Source organism: Halomonas sp. 3D7M (assembly GCF_014897885.1).
Classification (GTDB): Bacteria; Pseudomonadota; Gammaproteobacteria; order Pseudomonadales; family Halomonadaceae; genus Vreelandella.
Window position 1 is genome coordinate 1 of record NZ_JABUZF010000096.1, and the last position, 17,237, is coordinate 17,237.

Here is a 17,237-nt window from a genome sequence, read left to right on the forward strand (position 1 = left end):
AGGGGTCGCCTAGGCGACCCCTTGTTATTCATAAGTTATTCATGAAATGTTTGCCTAGCTGCTCAGCGCCCTAGCGCCATGCTTTTCATACTGTGAGGTACTTGGCTAAGTACCCTTTCAAGTACTCATCCGATTTTGAGGAACGTCTGCGATGCAGCAGAACGCCGATCAGACACAATGTCTACCCCTGTTGCCTTTGCGGGACGTGGTTGTGTACCCGCAAATGGTTATTCCACTTTTTGTTGGTCGTGAGAAGTCCATCCAAGCGTTGGAAGCGGCGATGGAGGCCGACAAACGTGTGCTGCTGGTGGCTCAGCGTGAGGCCTCCCAGGATGAGCCCGATAACGCTGATCTTTATGCCATGGGCACCGTGGCCGATATCATGCAACTGCTAAAATTGCCTGATGGCACTGTAAAAGTGCTGATTGAAGGTAATTTTCGCGCTGATGTTATTGATATTGAAGAGCACGAAACGGGCTACACCCAAGCTTACTTGGTGCCTCGCGAGAGTGAGCCGCTAACCAGTCGTGAACAAGAAGCACTGGTACGTGTGCTGCTCAACCAATTTGAGCAATACGTCAAACTGTCCAAAAAAGTGCCTAACGAGGTGCTCAATTCGCTTTCTGGAATTGAGGATCCGAGCCGGTTGGTCGATACCATCTGTGCGCACTTGTCATTAAAAATAGGCGACAAGCAAGAGTTGCTCGAAATGGATCGCGTGCGTGATCGCATTGAGCATTTAATGGCGCTGATTGAGTCCGAAATTGATTTGCTGCAGGTTGAAAAGCGCATCCGCTCACGTGTGAAAGAGCAGATGGAAAAGACCCAGCGCGAGTATTACCTCAATGAGCAGATGAAGGCCATCCAGAAAGAGATGGGTGAGCTGGATAATGTGCCAAATGAGGCCGAAAAATACGAGCAAGCCATCGCTTCATCTGGAATGCCCAAAGAAGCGGCAGAAAAGGCTACTCAAGAGCTTAGTAAGCTGAAAATGATGGCTGCTAACTCGGCCGAAGCTACCGTGGTTCGCTCTTACCTAGACTGGCTAATAGCCGTCCCTTGGAAGAAGCGTACCCGCGTCAAGCACGACTTAGTGAAAGCGCAAGAAGTGCTGGATCAGGATCATTACGGCTTAGAAGAAGTCAAAGCACGCATCCTTGAATATCTTGCAGTACAGAAGCGCGTGCGTAAGATGAAAGGGCCTGTATTATGCTTGGTGGGCCCACCAGGTGTGGGTAAAACCTCTCTTGGTCAATCTATCGCACGGGCCACGAATCGTAAATATGTTCGCCTGGCGTTAGGTGGCGTACGTGACGAATCTGAAATTCGCGGTCATCGCCGCACCTACATTGGCTCGTTGCCGGGTAAGTTAATGCAGCGGATGAGCCGTGCTGGCGTTAAGAACCCACTGTTTTTATTGGATGAAGTCGATAAACTCGGTATGGATCACCGCGGTGACCCTGCATCAGCGCTGCTAGAGGTGCTTGATCCTGAGCAAAATAATAGCTTTAGTGATCACTACCTTGAGTTGGACTACGATCTGTCAGAAACGCTATTTATCTGTACTGCTAACTCAATGAATATTCCTGGTCCGCTGTTGGATCGTATGGAAATCATTCGTTTGCCGGGTTACACCGAAGATGAAAAGCTAGCGATCGCTAGGCGCTATTTGTTGCCGAAGCAGCAAGAAGCGAATGGCCTCAAAACAGAAGAGCTGGCGCTCAATGATGATGCTCTGCTAGAACTAGTGCGTTATTACACCCGTGAAGCTGGGGTGCGAGAGCTGGAGCGTCAGATCGCCAAAGTCTGCCGTAAGGTGTTGCGCGAGCGTTTAGAAGCCGAGCAGGCAGCGAGTGGTAAGCAGGGTAGCCATCTGCAGGCTCAACAAGTACTGGCAGCTGAAGATATTGAAGCCTATGCCGGCGTGCGCCGTTATAGCTACGGGTTGGCTGAGCAGGAAGATCAAGTTGGTCGTGTGACAGGGCTAGCGTGGACATCGGTTGGCGGCGAATTGCTGAATATCGAATCTGTTGTTACGCCCGGCAAAGGACGTATCAACAAAACCGGCTCGCTGGGCGATGTTATGAAAGAGTCGGTGAGTGCGGCGCAAACGGTCGTTAAGGCGCGTGCAAAAGAGTATGGTATTGATCCGCAACGGTTTGAGAATGAAGACTTGCACATTCACGTTCCGGAAGGTGCTACGCCTAAAGATGGCCCAAGTGCAGGCATTGCCATGGTAACCGCGATTGTCTCTGCCTATACTCAACGCCCTGTGCGTTGTGATGTGGCCATGACAGGCGAAGTGAACCTACGTGGCGAAGTGATGCCCATTGGGGGGTTAAAGGAGAAATTGCTGGCAGCCCGTCGCGGTGGTATAAAGACGGTCTTAATTCCTGAGGAAAATCGTCGAGACCTCAAGGAAGTGCCAGAAAATATTAAAGGGGCACTTGATATCCGTCCCGTACAGTGGATAGATGAAGTACTGGCCGTAGCGCTACATAACGATCCAATTGACGAGAGCGTCTCGTTGAAAGGTTCTGATCCGGCTTTTAATTCAACCGTCGTAACGAGTACCCATTAAGCGTTAATACTCCATTGAGTTTTAACATTACTTAATAGTTTTGCCCAAGACCTTGAGTTGCGGGCATTTCTCGGCACTGTCGCTTGACAGGGGTTTCAAGGCATTGCTATAAAACACAGCTACGCTTTGAAGTTGTATCTAACGGTGGCAGTGCCGTTCAGAGCCATTTTTTTGAAACAGTTAAGGGGTGAAGTGTGAATAAGTCCGAGCTGATTGAAGCTATTGCCGCGTCTGCTGATATTCCTAAAGCAGCGGCAACCCGCGCATTGGATGCCATGGTGGAGTCTGTCACCGATAGCCTCAAAAAAGGCGAAAGTGTTTCACTGGTAGGTTTTGGTACTTTCGCAATTAAAGAGCGTGCCGCTCGTACTGGTCGTAATCCGCAGACCGGCCAGCCGATTGAAATTAGCGCTGCGAAAGTCCCCAGCTTCAAAGCCGGTAAAGCGCTGAAAGACGCCGTCAACTAATTGGCTCGCGTTTGCTGTAAGCTAATGGGCGCATCGCATTCGCGATGCGCCCATGTTTTTTTCTGGCCCGATAGTTAGGGCGATAGATAGCTGTGATGATCTGAGGCTAGCATGCTGCAAAGTATTCGAGATGGCTCCAGAAGCTGGGGTGCCAAAATAATTATCGGTGTCATGGTGGCTGCCATGGCGCTTTTTGGCGTGGAGTCGCTGTTTAGTGTCTTTGGCGATGACCCTAATGAAGTGGCGAGCGTTAACGGCGAACCAATCATGCGTCAGCAGGTTGAGCTTGAGGTACAACGTGCGCTTCGCTCTGGACAGGTGCCACCAGAGCAAGAGCGGGCGCTTCGTAATGATGTCCTTGACCAGTTGATAACTCAGCAACTGCTAACACAATATGCTGAAGACGGTGGTGTGTTCGTCTCCGATGCCCAACTAGACCAAATGATTGTTGGTCTGCCAGAGTTTCATGATCAAGATGGTCGGTTCTCGGCTGAAATATTCCGCAACCGTCTTGCTGGTGCAGGATATACCCCAGTGGCGTTTCGTGAAGAGCTGCGTGCCGATATCAAGCGCCAGCACTTGCAGCAAGGCCTTGCGTTTAGCGACTTTAGCTTGGAAAGCGAGCAGGAACGCTTAGCTGAATTGCAGCGCCAGCAGCGCAGTTTTCGCTATGTTTTATTAGATGCCGATGATGTAAGCGTAGAGGCGAATGTTACTGAAGCGCAAATGCAGGAATATTTCGATGCAAACCAGGCACGTTTCGAGCGTCCTGAGCAGGTGCGCGTTGAGTATGTGTTAGTTGACCGTCAAGCGATGGCGGAAAACGTTGAGGTTAACGAGCAGAGCTTGCGCGATGCGTGGCGTGAGCAGAATCGCAATGCCGATCGACGTGTCTCTCATATTATGGTGACGTTTGGCGAAGAGCGCAGTCGCCAAGAAGCGCAAGCACACGCTAATGAGGCTTTAGAAGCCTTGAACAGCGGTGAAACTTTCGCCGATACGGCACTGCGTTATTCAGATGATACGGCGAGTGCTGAGGAAGGCGGCGACTTAGGGGTTATTAGTCGTGGTTTCTTTGGTGATGCCTTTGATGAAGCTGCTTTTGCTCTCGATGAAGGTGAAACATCTCAACTGGTGGAAATGGATGGTGCATTTCATATCCTTCAGGTAACCGAGCTGGTAGCACCCGCCTTTGAAGAGCAGCGTGAGGCACTTCAGCAAGATGTTGCTCTGCGTGAAGTCAATGATGAGTTCAATCAGCAAGTTCAGCGCTTAATTGATGAGAGTTTTGCTGCCGATGATCTGCAAAGCGTAGCGGATGACCTCGGTCTAACGCTAAACCAGACTGACTGGTTAGCACGCGGTGAAGGTGAGGGCGTGCTTTCAGAGCCGGGGGTGCTAGATGAGGCCTTTAGTGCTGATGTGCTAGAAGAAGGCTATAACAGCGAAGTGATCGAGCTGGATGATGATCGTCGCCTTGTGCTGCGTGTTGCGGAGCATCGCGAAACGACTCAACTCACGCTAGACGATGTGCGTGACGAAGTCGCTAACGCTGTTGTTGCTCAACAACGCCAAGAAGCACTTGAGCAAGAAGCGGCTCGTATGATCGAGGCGGTGGAAGCGGGCGAGGCCAGCAACATTGATTGGCTTGAGGCTAGCAATATATCGCGCCAGTCTGACACTGTGCTTCCCCAGGCGGTAGTGCAACAGGTGTTTCGTATGCCGCGTCCGCAGGAGGGTGATAGCGTTTACCGTTCTGTGTCACTTCCGGAAGGCGTTGCCATCATAGCGTTGGATAGCGTATCCGTAGGCGAAGTTGACGAGCAGCTTACTTCTTTTGTAGCTCAAATGGCTGAACAACTCCGCGCCCAGTCTATCATTCAGGGCTTGGTAGACGATCTGCGTAGTGACGCGAAGATTGAGCGTTAATTAACGCGTTTTTATTAACCCAAAAAGCCGGCCAAAAATTGATTTGGCCGGCTTTTTTGATGGTTTTTTGCTGATGTGCAACGTTAAGTATTAGGGTGGGTTGGCTAAGGTGAATTGACGCAGAATAGGCATGGCGTCATGCTCTGCCGTGCGTTCAACGACAATGTCCCAGCCATGGTGAACATCCCAGTCACCAAGAACAAAACGTTTTGCAGGTACCTCCTCAACCGTCAGGTCATGTACCTTTGGCCGGTGTGTGTGACCATGAATCATGGTGGTGACACCAGAGTACGCCATCAGCGCCACCACTTCTTCGTGTGTCACGTCCATGATCGCTTCCGCTTTACTCGCGTTGGCATCGCCCGACTGCATACGCAGACTCTTGGCAAGCTCCAGTCGCTGATCAAGGGGTAAGGATAGGATTTGCGTTTGCCACTGAGGATCTCTGGACTGTTGGCGGAACGCCATGTAAGCATCATCTTTAGTGCAAAGACTGTCGCCATGTAGAATAACGACAGGCACTCCTTGGAGTTCCACCGTTTGGCTTTCGGGTAGCAGAGAGGCTTGGCACTCACTGATAAAGCGCTCGCCAATCAGAAAGTCGCGATTGCCGTGCAGGAAATAAATCGCAGTTCCGTTGCTGCTTAATTTGCGTAACCGTCTGATCACTTCCCAGGCAATGTCGCTAAGAGGATGTGGTGTGTCAAGGAGATCATCTCCGATCCAGGCGTCAAACAGGTCGCCTAGAATATACAGGGCGTCAGCCCCAGTAGCGGTGTGCTCTAAGTAATGATAAAACCCCTGATTAATCTCAGGGGTATCACTGCTTAGATGCATATCAGCTATCAGCAGAGTGCGCATAGAACTCCCGTAATTAGTCGGCTTCTTTTACATAGGCGCGCTCAATGATGACATCGTCTGCGGGCACGTCAGCATGCATACCACGACGTGTGGTGCTTACACCGCGGATGGCGTCTACCACGTCCATGCCGTCGACAACCTCGCCAAACACTGCGTATCCCCAGCCTTGAAGACTTTTACCACTATGATTCAAGAAACTATTGTTACCAACGTTGATAAAGAACTGCGCTGTGGCAGAGTGAGGGTCTTGAGTGCGTGCCATTGCCAGTGTGCCAACCGTGTTTTGTAAACCATTGTCGGCTTCGTTCTCGATCGGATCACGCGTTGGCTTTTGGTTAAAATCTTGATCGAAGCCACCGCCCTGAACCATAAAGCCATCGATAACACGGTGAAACAAAGTGCCATCATAAAAACCATCGCGGACATATTGCTCAAAATTAGCGGCAGTTTTTGGCGCTTTTTCATGATTAAGCGCAATAGTGATGTCACCGTGGTTGGTCTGTAATACGATCATAGATAAATTCCTGTTCAATAAAGGCGTTCGCCTTGGCGCTGTGCATCGGCGTCACGTTATAATAGCGGTTTTGCTTGGCACCGCGAAGCGCAAACCCTAATAGCTTAGGCATTGGTTGCCTAGCCCGCCATCCACCATGAGGTTATCAACACCACCATGACCAACGAGACCACCCCAGCGCCGAACTTCATTCGCAACCAAGTACGCGACGAAATAGAGGGCGGCCAGGTCACCAAAATCGTGACGCGCTTTCCTCCCGAACCTAATGGCTTTTTACATATCGGTCATGCAAAGTCGATCTGTTTAAACTTCGGGTTGGCAGAGCAGCTAGGTGGTGAGTGTCATCTGCGCTTTGACGACACCAACCCCGCGAAGGAAGAACAGGCGTATATCGACGCTATCAAAGAGGACGTCAGCTGGTTAGGCTTTAACTGGGCAGGCCCAGTTCGCTTTGCTTCTGATTATTTCGACCAGCTTTATGCGTGGGCACAACATCTTATTCGCGAGGGCAAAGCTTACGTTGATGATCTTTCGCCAGATGAAATTCGCGAATACCGTGGCACACTCACGGCACCGGGTAAGCCAAGTCCTTACCGCGAGCGCAGCGTTGACGAAAGCCTAGATTTGCTGGAACGCATGCGTAACGGCGAGTTTGGCGAAGGCGAAAAAGTACTGCGTGCAAAAATTGATATGGCGTCGCCCAATATCAATCTTCGCGACCCGATCCTTTACCGTATTCGCCATGCCAGCCACCATCAAACAGGTGACAAGTGGAAAATCTACCCGTCGTACGATTTTACCCATGGTCAGTCTGACGCCATCGAAGGCATTACCCATTCAATCTGTACGCTAGAGTTTGAAGACCATCGCCCGCTTTACGAGTGGTTTTTGAATAACTTGCCGGTTCCCGCCAAGCCGCGCCAAATCGAGTTTGCTCGACTTAATTTGGATTACACCCTCACTTCGAAGCGCAAGCTGAAACTGCTGGTTGACGAGCAGATTGTTGATGGCTGGGACGACCCGCGTATGCCAACTATTTCAGGTATGCGTCGTCGCGGCTATACGCCGGCATCCATTCGCAAGTTCTGTGAGATGATTGGTGTTACGCGCGCCGATGGAGGTTTGGTGGATATTGCCATGCTAACGCATGCGATTCGCTCTGATCTTGAGGACAATGCGCCGCGGGCAATGTGCGTATTGAAACCCCTTAAGGTGGTACTGACCAACGTTCCTGAAGACCATGAAGAAGTGTATGACGTGCCTGGGCACCCCGCGCGAGAAGATATGGCGGTGCGTAAGGTGCCGTTTAGTCGCGAGCTGTATATTGACCAAGACGACTTCATGGAAGACGCGCCCAAAAAGTTTTTCCGTTTAGCGCCCGGCAAAGAAGTCCGCCTGCGTAACAGCTACGTGATTCGTTGTGATGACGTTGTTAAGAACGAAGCCGGTGACGTGACGGAACTGCACTGTTCGGTGGATTTCGATACGCTAGGTAAAAACCCTGAAGGCCGCAAGGTGAAAGGCGTGATTCACTGGGTGAGTGCCGCCCATGGTGTACCGATGGAAGTGCGCTTGTATGACAATTTGTTCACGGTTGAACAGCCGGATCGTGACAAAGATGTCGACTTCCTCGAACACCTGAACCCCGACTCCTTGGCGGTGTGCCACGCCATTGGCGAGCCCAGTTTGGCGGATGCTGTTCCAGAAGATCGTTTCCAGTTTGAGCGGGTGGGCTATTTCTGCGCTGACCGTCATGCTTCCAAGCCAGGGCAGTTGGTGTTTAATCGTACCGTTGGGTTGAAAGATAGCTGGGCGAAAATCAAACAGAAGGGCTAAGGAATCGTCATATGCACATTTATAATACGCTGACACGCCGCAAAGAACCGTTTACCCCGCTGGTGGCGGGTAAAGTCAGCATGTATGTCTGCGGCATGACGGTGTATGACTACTGTCACCTTGGCCACGCGCGGGTCATGGTGGCCTTCGATGTGATAACCCGCTACCTGCGTTATCGCGGTTATGATGTTACTTATGTCCGTAACATCACCGACATTGACGATAAAATTCTCAAGCGTGCCGAAGAGAATAACGAATCGATTAGCACACTCACCGAGCGCATGATTCAGGCAATGCACGAAGACGAAGCACGTCTTGGTGTATTGCCCCCAAGCCATGAGCCTCGGGCGACAGGTCATATCGATGACATTGTTGCCATGATTGAGACGCTGATTAAGAAAGACTTTGCTTATGCTGCTGCCAATGGGGATGTGTATTACCGGGTACGCAAGTTCGCTGATTACGGCAAGCTAAATAATCGTCAACTTGATGATATGCGTTCTGGTGCTCGGATTGAGGTTGATGTTCATAAAGAGGACCCGCTTGATTTTGTGCTTTGGAAAGCCGCTAAACCGGGCGAAGCACACTGGCACTCTCCTTGGGGCAATGGCCGCCCAGGATGGCACATTGAGTGCTCAGCAATGTCGACGTGCTGCTTAGGCGACACCTTCGATATTCATGGTGGTGGTCCTGACCTTACGTTTCCTCATCATGAAAACGAAATTGCCCAATCAGAGGCGGCGACTGGTAAAACCTACGTCAACACCTGGATGCATGCCGGGGCCGTGCGGGTTAACCAGGAAAAGATGTCAAAATCGTTGGGTAACTTTTTTACCATCCGCGATGTGTTGGCAGAGCATGATCCGGAAGTCGTGCGTTTCTTGCTAGTGGCTAGCCACTACCGTAGCCCAATTAACTACTCGGTAGACTCTCTCCATGAGGCTCGCAAATCGCTGACGCGCTTTTACACAGCATTAGAGGGTGTGGAAGTGTCATCTAGCGGTGACGGTGACGAGGCAGGCTATGCTGAGCGTTTCACCACGGCGATGGATGACGACTTCAATTCGCCTGAGGCGTTAGCGGTATTATTCGATCTGGCGCGGGATCTCAATCGCGCTAAGAGCGAGTCGCCAGAAAAAGCGCAGCGTTTAGCATCGGAATTAACACGTCTAGCGGGTGTGCTAGGGCTTTTGCAGCAAGATCCTCAGACTTTTTTGAAAGGTAATCAGCAGCAGGTAGCGCTGAGTGAGACTGAGATTGAGGCCAAAATAGCACAGCGTAAAGAAGCAAAAGCCAATAAAGATTTTGCTCAGGCAGATGCTATTCGAGATGAACTAGCGAGTTTGGGTATTATCCTGAAGGATTCCCGTGAGGGAACAACCTGGGTGATTGAAGCGCCTTAAGCGTTATCGATGTTGAGCGTGATGACAGTGAGGGCATTGAATAGAAACGTTGTAAATGTCAGGCGCCGTTGATATGGCGTCTGACGTCAATGTCGTTGGCTCTTATACTGAGATGATACCTTCAAGACGCTAAATAATAGGATGACCACTATGCGCTTTACTCTAAAACCGACCATCGTCGCTTGCTTATCAGCCATTACTTTTTCGACTGCTTACGCCAGCGACCCTGTTGTCGTGTCCTCCAAAATCGACACAGAAGGGTCCGTGCTGGGTGAGCTGATTATTCAAACGCTAGAGCGTGGCGGTGTGCCTACAGAAGATCGCCTACAGCTAGGTGGCACCAGCGTTGTGCGTAGTGCGCTTGAAGCGGGAGAAATCAACCTTTATCCCGAATATACCGGTAACGGCGCTTTTTTCTTTGATATGACTGACAGCCCTGTCTGGAATAGTGCAGAGGATGCCTACCAGACTGTTAAAGAGCGCGATGCGGCGCAGGGGCTAATATGGCTGAAGCCTGCTAGCGCTAATAACACCTGGGCCATGAGTATTCGTGAAGACGTGGCGACGGCCAACGGCTTAACGACCCTTGATGACCTTGCCGACTATGTTAACGAAGGCGGCGAGTTTAAATTCGCAGCGAGTGCAGAATTTGTAGAGTCCGCTCAGGCATTGCCTGCATTTCAGGATGCTTATGGTTTTGAACTTGGCGATGATCAACTGCTTGTACTGTCCGGTGGTAATACGGCGGCTACTATGCGAGCCGCTGCCCAACAAACAAGCGGTGTTAATGGTGCCATGACCTATGGCACCGATGGTGGTTTAAGTGCGCTGGGACTGGTTGTTTTAGAAGATATTAAGGGGGTTCAGCCGGTATATCAGCCGTCGCCAGTGGTGCGTGCCGAAGTGCTGGATGCCTACCCTGAAATTGAGACGCTACTCAACGACGTATTTGCAACGCTTGACCTTGTGACGTTGCAAACGCTGAACGCTGATGTAGCGGTGAATGGTTTCTCTCCTGATCAAGTCGCAAGCGACTATCTTGATAGCCTGGATGACTAATGAATGTCGCAGATAGACGCCTTGCCATTGCCACCCCGTCAATATGGGCATTTAAACTCAGTACTGATATGTTTAAGTGCCGCTATGTTAGGAGCCTCTTGGCTACTGGGTCTTGTTAGCGTCGCGCCTAATAGAATTGTAGCGGGTACATCTTATGGCTTAGTACATGCGATTGGGTGGCCCGGTGCGCTGCTTGTTTCCTTGCTATTTATCGCTATGGGCGGCTTGGCTATTAAGCCAAGCCGTCTTCATAGCTATGCTCAGCTCTGTATCATTACCCTGACACTCTTATTGATGCCATTCGGGCTTATGGTAGCAGGCCACTGGCTGATTGATCCCACTCTGCCGCAAGCGCGTTTAGGTATTGGTGCTGCCTATTGGGTCGTGCTTTTTTTACTTTTATTGTGCCTAGTGGAAGTGCGTTTACGTTTGGGGTTGTCGCGCTTATGGACCACCCTATTGCTCTGCAGCGTGGGGGGAGCGTGGCTGCTTTGTGCCGCCTTATGGCTTGAAAATTTAGCCCTTGTTCAGGAGTTTCAAGCGCGCGACCAGCAATTTTATCGTGCCATGCTGCAACATGTGGTACTGGTCGGCATAGCGGTGAGCGTTAGTATCGTAGTTGGTTTAGTGCTCGCTATGCTAATGCGACGTTACCAACGTCTACAACGAATAGCGTTTGCATGGCTGAACTTCCTGCAAACGATTCCGAGCTTGGCTCTGTTTGGTCTACTGCTGGCTCCGCTTGCTTGGCTAGCTGCTAACGTACCTGTTTTAGCCCAGTTGGGGGTTAGCGGTATCGGCGCCACCCCCGCATTGATGGCGCTCATTGCCTATAGCCTGTTACCCATGGTGCGCAATACTTATATTGCGCTTGATGAAGTCGACCCTGAAACCTTAGATGCTGCTAAGGCGATGGGTATGCGTCCGTATCAGCGCTTCTGGCAGGTAAGATTTCCTTTGGCGCTGCCAATACTATTAGAAGGCGTGCGAATCACCGCTGTTCAAGCGATTGGATTAACGGCCGTTGCTGCGTTGATTGGGGCGGGTGGGCTTGGCACGTTCATTTTTCAGGGGTTGGGCCAAGCGGCTATGGACATGGTGTTGCTTGGCGCGCTGCCTATTTTAGTCTTGGCACTTATTGTAGATGCTAGTTTGGGGGCGTTAGCCGACGCGCTTCGCCCCGGAGGACATAAATGATAGAGCTTTCCCATGTGTCGAAGCACTTTGGCGAAGACACAGCGGTAGACGACATATCCTTACACGTCGCGAAAGGAAAGTTCTGTGCGCTGGTAGGGTCGTCAGGCTGCGGAAAATCAACGACGCTACGTATGATAAATCGTTTGATTGAGCATAGTAGCGGCGACATTATCATCGACGGACAGGCAATAGGCCACTATGACCCGGTTAAGCTTCGCCGCCGTATCGGCTATGCGATCCAGAGTACTGGCCTGTTTCCCCATTGGACGGTAGCGCACAACATTGGGCTGGTACCGCGTTTGCTAAAATGGCCTGCCGCTGATGTTAAAGCACGCGTCGAAGAGTTAATGCGTCTATTAGGCCTTCCCACGGAAGAGTTTGCCCATAAGTATCCTCACCAGCTCTCTGGCGGCCAGGCGCAGCGGGTAGGCGTTGCGCGCGCATTGGCGGCAGATCCTGATATTTTGCTGATGGATGAGCCTTTTGGAGCGCTAGACCCGATTACTCGGGAAAAGCTTCAGGACGAGCTGGCAAAGCTTCAAGCGCGGCTGCATAAAACCGTGGTGTTCGTGACTCACGATATGGATGAAGCGCTCAAACTGGCAGATCATTTAGTCGTTATGCGCGAAGGGCGTATTGTGCAGCAGGGGTCACCGCTAGCGCTGCTTCAAGCCCCCGCCGAACCGTTTGTTGAGTCGCTATTGGGAGGGTTGGAGCGTGGTTTAAAGCAGGCTGCCTTAACACGCGTCAAAGATCACATGTCATCGCTTGGGCAGACACTGCCTGCCCAGTCGCGTATTCCGGGGGAGTTTTCACTGCGCCAAGCGCTTTCAATGATGCTGCGTGACCACTGCGATAGGCTGACGGTTGTCGACCAGCATGATATGCCGATTGGTGAGTTATCGCTGCGCAAAGTGGTCAAAGAGGCCCAGTTAGACAGGGTAAGTCACCGTGACGCGTGATCGTAACCGGGGTGAATCATCAATTGCAGTCGGCCCGCGCTGGCTATGGCCTATTGGTTGGGCACTCTTGCTGCTGATAGGGGTATTGGGTATCTCGGCGTTAGAGCCTGTATTTCGTTGGCTGGAGCCCGACGCCCGTCAGGTGATTTATGCCCGCGCTGATTTTGCTTCTCTGCTGGCAAGGCACGTGTTTGTTGTTGGAATCGCAGCTGTCATTACGATATGTCTAGGCGTATTGGCCGGCATCGCAGTCACTCGCCAATGGGGACGAGACTTCTTACCCCTTGTCGGGCAGTTGGCTTCACTGGGTCAGACATTTCCTCCTGTGGCAGTGCTTGCCCTGGCGGTTCCTGTATTGGGTTTTGGAACATTGCCGATTATCGTGGCGCTAATGCTCTATGGCTTATTGCCGATTGTGCGAAACACGCTTGCCGGGCTGCAGGATGTAGATGCGAGTCTTAAACAGGCGGCGTTTGCCATGGGGATGACCCCTTGGCAGGTATTAACTCGCGTTGAGCTTCCATTAGCCACACCAGTAATTCTGGCCGGTATCCGAACATCGGTAACCATTAATATTGCCACAGCGGCTATAGGGGCAACGGTAGGCGCCAGTAACTTAGGCGACCCGATCATAGCAGGTATCGTGAATGGCAATATGGCGTATGTTTTACAAGGTGCGCTGTTGATCGCGTTACTCGCGTTGACCGTCGATAGTCTATTTGATGCGTTGCAACAACAGCTGCGCACTCGTCTATCTGCGTCTTAAGTTGTATCCCTAAAAGTAGCAGACTGCGTTACTGTCCTTGTGTTGCGTTGATCGAGGTGACACTAACCTCGACAAGCTTGACCTATGCTAGATAAATCCACTGGCAAAAACGGTCAACACCAACAACACTGCCCTCAAAAGGGGTAATACAAGGATAATAAGCATGACAAACTACGTACATCAGCCGCTCTTTATGACCGGCGACGAATTCTCAATGGCTACCTTCAGCCTGCTCGACCCAGAGGGCGAGCTTTACGAAGGTGCTAAAGAGCCAGACCTACCGCGTGATCATGCCAGACGGCTCTATCAAGCCATGCTGGCCACCCGTATCCTAGATGAGCGCATGATGGCTGCCCAACGCCAGGGGCGGCTCAGTTTCTATATGCAAAGCACGGGTGAAGAAGCCGCCGTTGTTGGCGCCGCTGCTGCGCTAGACGATGCCGATATGATCATGGCGCAATACCGCGAACAAGGCGCCTTAATGTACCGCGGGTTCTCCATTGACGAGTTTATGAATCAGCTGTTTGGCAACGAGCTCGACTACGGTAAAGGCCGCCAAATGCCGATTCATTATGGATCACGCAAGCTGCACTACATGACCATTTCTTCTCCGCTTGCAACGCAAATCCCCCAGGCGACAGGCTACGCATACGGTCAGAAATTAGCGGGTGATGGGCATTGCACCTTAACGTTTTTCGGTGAGGGTGCGGCATCAGAAGGTGATTTCCACGCCGCGCTGAATATGGCGTCAGTCCATCAAGTACCGGTGATTTTTTTCTGCCGCAATAATGGCTATGCCATTTCGACGCCGTCAACCGAGCAGTTTGCAGCGGATGGCATTGCCCCAAGGGCATTTGGCTATCATATGCATGTGATACGCGTTGACGGGAACGATGCACTGGCAGTTTATGAAGCGACACGCCAAGCGCGTCAGATTGCCGTTGAACAAAACAAGCCGGTGCTGATTGAAGCCATGTCTTACCGTCTTGCTGCTCACTCCTCTTCGGATGACCCATCCGGCTATCGTGCCAAAAGTGAAGAAGAAGCATGGCGGTTAAAAGACCCCATACTGCGCATGCAGAAATGGCTGCTGAAAAAAGGCTGGTGGAGCGAGGAGGAGGAAACTAGTCAGCAGGAAACGTTGCGCCGCGAAGTGCTGGATACCTTGAAACGGGCAGAAAAGCGTTCACCCCCACCGCTGGAGTCGCTGATTACTGATGTCTATGCCGACATAACCCCTGAGTTACAGCGTCAATTTGATCAGCTTAAGCGCCATATTCGCCGCTATCCAGAGGCCTACCCGCGTGGAGCGCGGTCGCTAGACCTTGAGGTGAATACGTCCACAGATTCCCAGGGGGAGGCATAACATGCCCACAATGAACATGCTCCAGGCGATCAACAATGCGCTTGATATCGCCATGGCTGAAGATGACAAAGTTATCTGTTTTGGTGAAGATGTTGGCGTTTTTGGCGGCGTATTCCGTGCTACCAGCCATTTACAGGAAAAATATGGTAAATCGCGCTGCTTTAACACGCCGTTGGTAGAACAAGGCATCATTGGTTTTGCCAATGGGCTGGCTGCTCAAGGCTCAGTGCCCGTTGCTGAAATACAGTTTGCCGACTACATCTTTCCCGCTTTTGACCAAATCGTTAATGAGTCTGCGAAATTCCGCTACCGTTCGGGGGATTTATTCAATGTGGGGGGATTAACCATCCGCACGCCCTATGGCGGTGGTATCGCGGGGGGGCTCTATCATTCGCAGTCACCAGAGGCTTACTTTACACATACGCCCGGTTTAAAAGTCGTTGTGCCGCGCAATCCCTACCAAGCGAAAGGGCTACTGCTCGCTTCCATTCGCGATCCAGATCCGGTGCTTTTTTTAGAACCCAAGCGTCTCTATCGTGCCTCGGTGGGTGAGGTGCCCCAAGAAGATTATCAGCTTCCTATTGGTGAAGCGGAGGTCATTAAAGAGGGGACTGATATAACGCTGGTGGGCTGGGGCGCGCAAATGGAAGTCATCGGCAAAGCCGTTGAGCTTGCTGAAGAGCAAGGCATTGCCTGTGAAGTGATTGATCTGCGTACGTTGTTGCCATGGGATGCGGATACTGTCGTTGAGTCTGTTCTAAAAACAGGACGTTTGATCGTCAGCCATGAAGCGCCGTTAACAGGTGGCTTTGCGGGTGAAATCGCCGCGACGATCCAAGAGCGCTGTTTTCTCTATCTTGAATCGCCGATTACTCGGATAACGGGGCTAGATACACCTTTCCCGCTAGTGCTGGAAAAAGAGTATTTGCCCGACCATCTGAAAATTTTTGAAGCGATTCGCGAAAGCGTTAACTTTTAGCGCCAGGGAGAAAAATAATGAGCGATTTCATGCTGCCGGATATCGGCGAAGGCATTGTTGAATGTGAAGTGGTGGAGTGGCGCGTTGCGGAGGGTGATCGGATTGAGGAAGATCAGCCGATTGTCGAGGTGATGACCGATAAAGCGCTCGTGGAAATTACCGCTCCCGAAGCAGGCGTGGTCACCAAACTTTATGTTGCCCAAGGAAAAATTGCCAAAGTACACGCACCGCTTTATGCCTACCAAGCAGAAAATGACACGCAAGAAGCCGGCGCGACGGAACAGGCTAACGAGCCTCAATCACCTGTCGCTGACGCTGACAGTGGCTCAGCCAAGGCAGTTGAGCAAGCCGCTGTGGCATCCAGTACCTGCAGCCTTAGTACGAGCAGCGGCAAAATACCTGCTAGCCCAGCCGTGCGACGTCTCGTTCGTGAACATCAACTTGAGTTAACTGCCATTGCTGGCAGTGGTAAAGATGGCCGGGTATTAAAAGAAGACGTGCTGGCGCACCTGAATCAACCTTCTGCTGCCCCTAGCCAAGCACCATCGCAAGTCACCCAAGGAACACAGTTGCCTCGCGTCGAACCGCTTCGCGGTGTGCGCGCGGTGATGGCGAAAAGAATGGTTGAGGCAGCCAGCTCCATCCCGCATTTTCACTATGGCGAAGAGATCGATGTGACCGATCTGCTGGCGCTGCGCGAGCGTCTAAAGCCACGGGTAGAGGCGCTTGGTGAGCGGTTAACACTTATGCCCTTTTTCATGAAAGCTATGGCACTGGCGGTTACTGAGGCGCCGATCATCAATGCCCAACTAAACGCGGAAGCCAACGAACTGCACTACTACGAACAGTGCAATATCGGCATGGCGGTGGATAGCAAAGCCGGTTTGCTGGTGCCCAATGTTAAAGGTGTTGAGCGTTTAACGCTGCTAGACATTGCTCGTGAAGTGGGGCGTTTAACCGTTGCGGCCCGCGAAGGGCGTGTCGATCAGGCTGATCTCAAAGGTGGCACCATTAGTATTTCTAACATTGGTGCGTTGGGCGGAACCTATGCCGCGCCGATTATCAATGCGCCGGAAGCGGCGATAGTGGCGATTGGTAAAACCCAATGGTTACCGCGCTTCGACGAGCAAGGAGAAGTTCAGCGGCGAGCCATTATGACCATCACCTGGGCAGGCGATCACCGCTTTATTGATGGTGGTACCATCGCCAGGTTCTGCAATGCTTGGAAAGGCTATTTGGAAGCGCCTGAAACCATGCTGCTGCACTTGGGCTAAGGTTGCTAGGCATTGCATGGCAAGAGGTTAAATAGCCCGAAGT

General features: G+C 51.6%; 14 protein-coding genes. 12 read left to right on the forward strand and 2 right to left on the reverse strand.

Annotated features, from left to right (window positions below; genetic code table 11):
• Positions 1-151 precede the first annotated feature (151 nt).
• The 3 genes from lon to INT22_RS04085 all read left to right on the forward strand — a co-directional run bounded on the left by lon (position 152) and on the right by INT22_RS04085 (position 4,977).
• Positions 152-2,581: an endopeptidase La gene (gene lon, locus INT22_RS04075; RefSeq protein ID WP_038483943.1), complete on the forward strand. Its 2,430-nt coding sequence runs from the start codon at positions 152-154 to the stop codon at positions 2,579-2,581.
• A gap of 194 nt (positions 2,582-2,775) precedes the next feature.
• Positions 2,776-3,048 carry an HU family DNA-binding protein gene (locus tag INT22_RS04080; protein WP_009724302.1) on the forward strand — a complete coding sequence of 91 codons (273 nt, stop codon included), beginning with the start codon at positions 2,776-2,778 and terminating at the stop codon, positions 3,046-3,048.
• A gap of 111 nt (positions 3,049-3,159) precedes the next feature.
• Positions 3,160-4,977, forward strand: coding sequence for a SurA N-terminal domain-containing protein (locus INT22_RS04085; protein ID WP_193059785.1), 1,818 nt, complete (start codon positions 3,160-3,162; stop codon positions 4,975-4,977).
• 90 nt (positions 4,978-5,067) lie between these two features.
• Here INT22_RS04085 and INT22_RS04090 read toward each other — a convergent pair whose 3' ends face one another.
• Positions 5,068-5,838, reverse strand: coding sequence for a UDP-2,3-diacylglucosamine diphosphatase (locus INT22_RS04090; RefSeq protein ID WP_193059786.1), 771 nt, complete (start codon positions 5,836-5,838; stop codon positions 5,068-5,070).
• A gap of 13 nt (positions 5,839-5,851) precedes the next feature.
• Entirely contained in the window at positions 5,852-6,352 is a 501-nt protein-coding gene (locus INT22_RS04095) for a peptidylprolyl isomerase (protein ID WP_038483952.1), read from the reverse strand.
• 156 nt (positions 6,353-6,508) lie between these two features.
• Between INT22_RS04095 and INT22_RS04100 the strand changes: the two genes are divergently transcribed.
• The 9 genes from INT22_RS04100 to INT22_RS04140 all read left to right on the forward strand — a co-directional run bounded on the left by INT22_RS04100 (position 6,509) and on the right by INT22_RS04140 (position 17,194).
• Positions 6,509-8,188 carry a glutamine--tRNA ligase/YqeY domain fusion protein gene (locus INT22_RS04100; RefSeq protein ID WP_038483956.1) on the forward strand — a complete coding sequence of 560 codons (1,680 nt, stop codon included), beginning with the start codon at positions 6,509-6,511 and terminating at the stop codon, positions 8,186-8,188.
• Between the two features lie 11 nt (positions 8,189-8,199).
• Positions 8,200-9,591 carry a cysteine--tRNA ligase gene (gene cysS / locus INT22_RS04105; RefSeq protein ID WP_193059787.1) on the forward strand — a complete coding sequence of 464 codons (1,392 nt, stop codon included), beginning with the start codon at positions 8,200-8,202 and terminating at the stop codon, positions 9,589-9,591.
• A 150-nt stretch (positions 9,592-9,741) separates the two neighbouring features.
• Positions 9,742-10,650 carry a glycine betaine ABC transporter substrate-binding protein OsmF gene (gene osmF, locus INT22_RS04110; RefSeq protein ID WP_193059788.1) on the forward strand — a complete coding sequence of 303 codons (909 nt, stop codon included), beginning with the start codon at positions 9,742-9,744 and terminating at the stop codon, positions 10,648-10,650.
• Positions 10,651-10,653: 3 nt separating this feature from the next.
• A complete protein-coding gene (locus INT22_RS04115) occupies positions 10,654-11,847 on the forward strand; it encodes an ABC transporter permease (protein WP_193059789.1) in 1,194 nt (397 codons plus the stop codon).
• Positions 11,844-12,809, forward strand: a complete 966-nt coding sequence (locus INT22_RS04120; RefSeq protein WP_193059790.1) for an ABC transporter ATP-binding protein — start codon at positions 11,844-11,846, stop codon at positions 12,807-12,809. Before INT22_RS04115 ends, INT22_RS04120 begins: the two co-directional genes overlap by 4 nt.
• The gene (locus INT22_RS04125; RefSeq protein WP_319022025.1) at positions 12,799-13,575 is read left to right on the forward strand and encodes an ABC transporter permease; all 777 of its coding nucleotides are present in this window, start codon (positions 12,799-12,801) and stop codon (positions 13,573-13,575) included. Before INT22_RS04120 ends, INT22_RS04125 begins: the two co-directional genes overlap by 11 nt.
• 163 nt (positions 13,576-13,738) lie before the next feature.
• On the forward strand, positions 13,739-14,941 hold the full coding sequence (locus tag INT22_RS04130; protein ID WP_193059791.1) for a thiamine pyrophosphate-dependent dehydrogenase E1 component subunit alpha: 1,203 nt from the start codon (positions 13,739-13,741) through the stop codon (positions 14,939-14,941).
• A 1-nt stretch (position 14,942) separates the two neighbouring features.
• On the forward strand, positions 14,943-15,920 hold the full coding sequence (locus INT22_RS04135; RefSeq protein ID WP_193059792.1) for an alpha-ketoacid dehydrogenase subunit beta: 978 nt from the start codon (positions 14,943-14,945) through the stop codon (positions 15,918-15,920).
• Between the two features lie 17 nt (positions 15,921-15,937).
• Positions 15,938-17,194, forward strand: a complete 1,257-nt coding sequence (locus INT22_RS04140; protein ID WP_193059793.1) for a 2-oxo acid dehydrogenase subunit E2 — start codon at positions 15,938-15,940, stop codon at positions 17,192-17,194.
• The last annotated feature ends 43 nt before the right edge of the window (positions 17,195-17,237 follow it).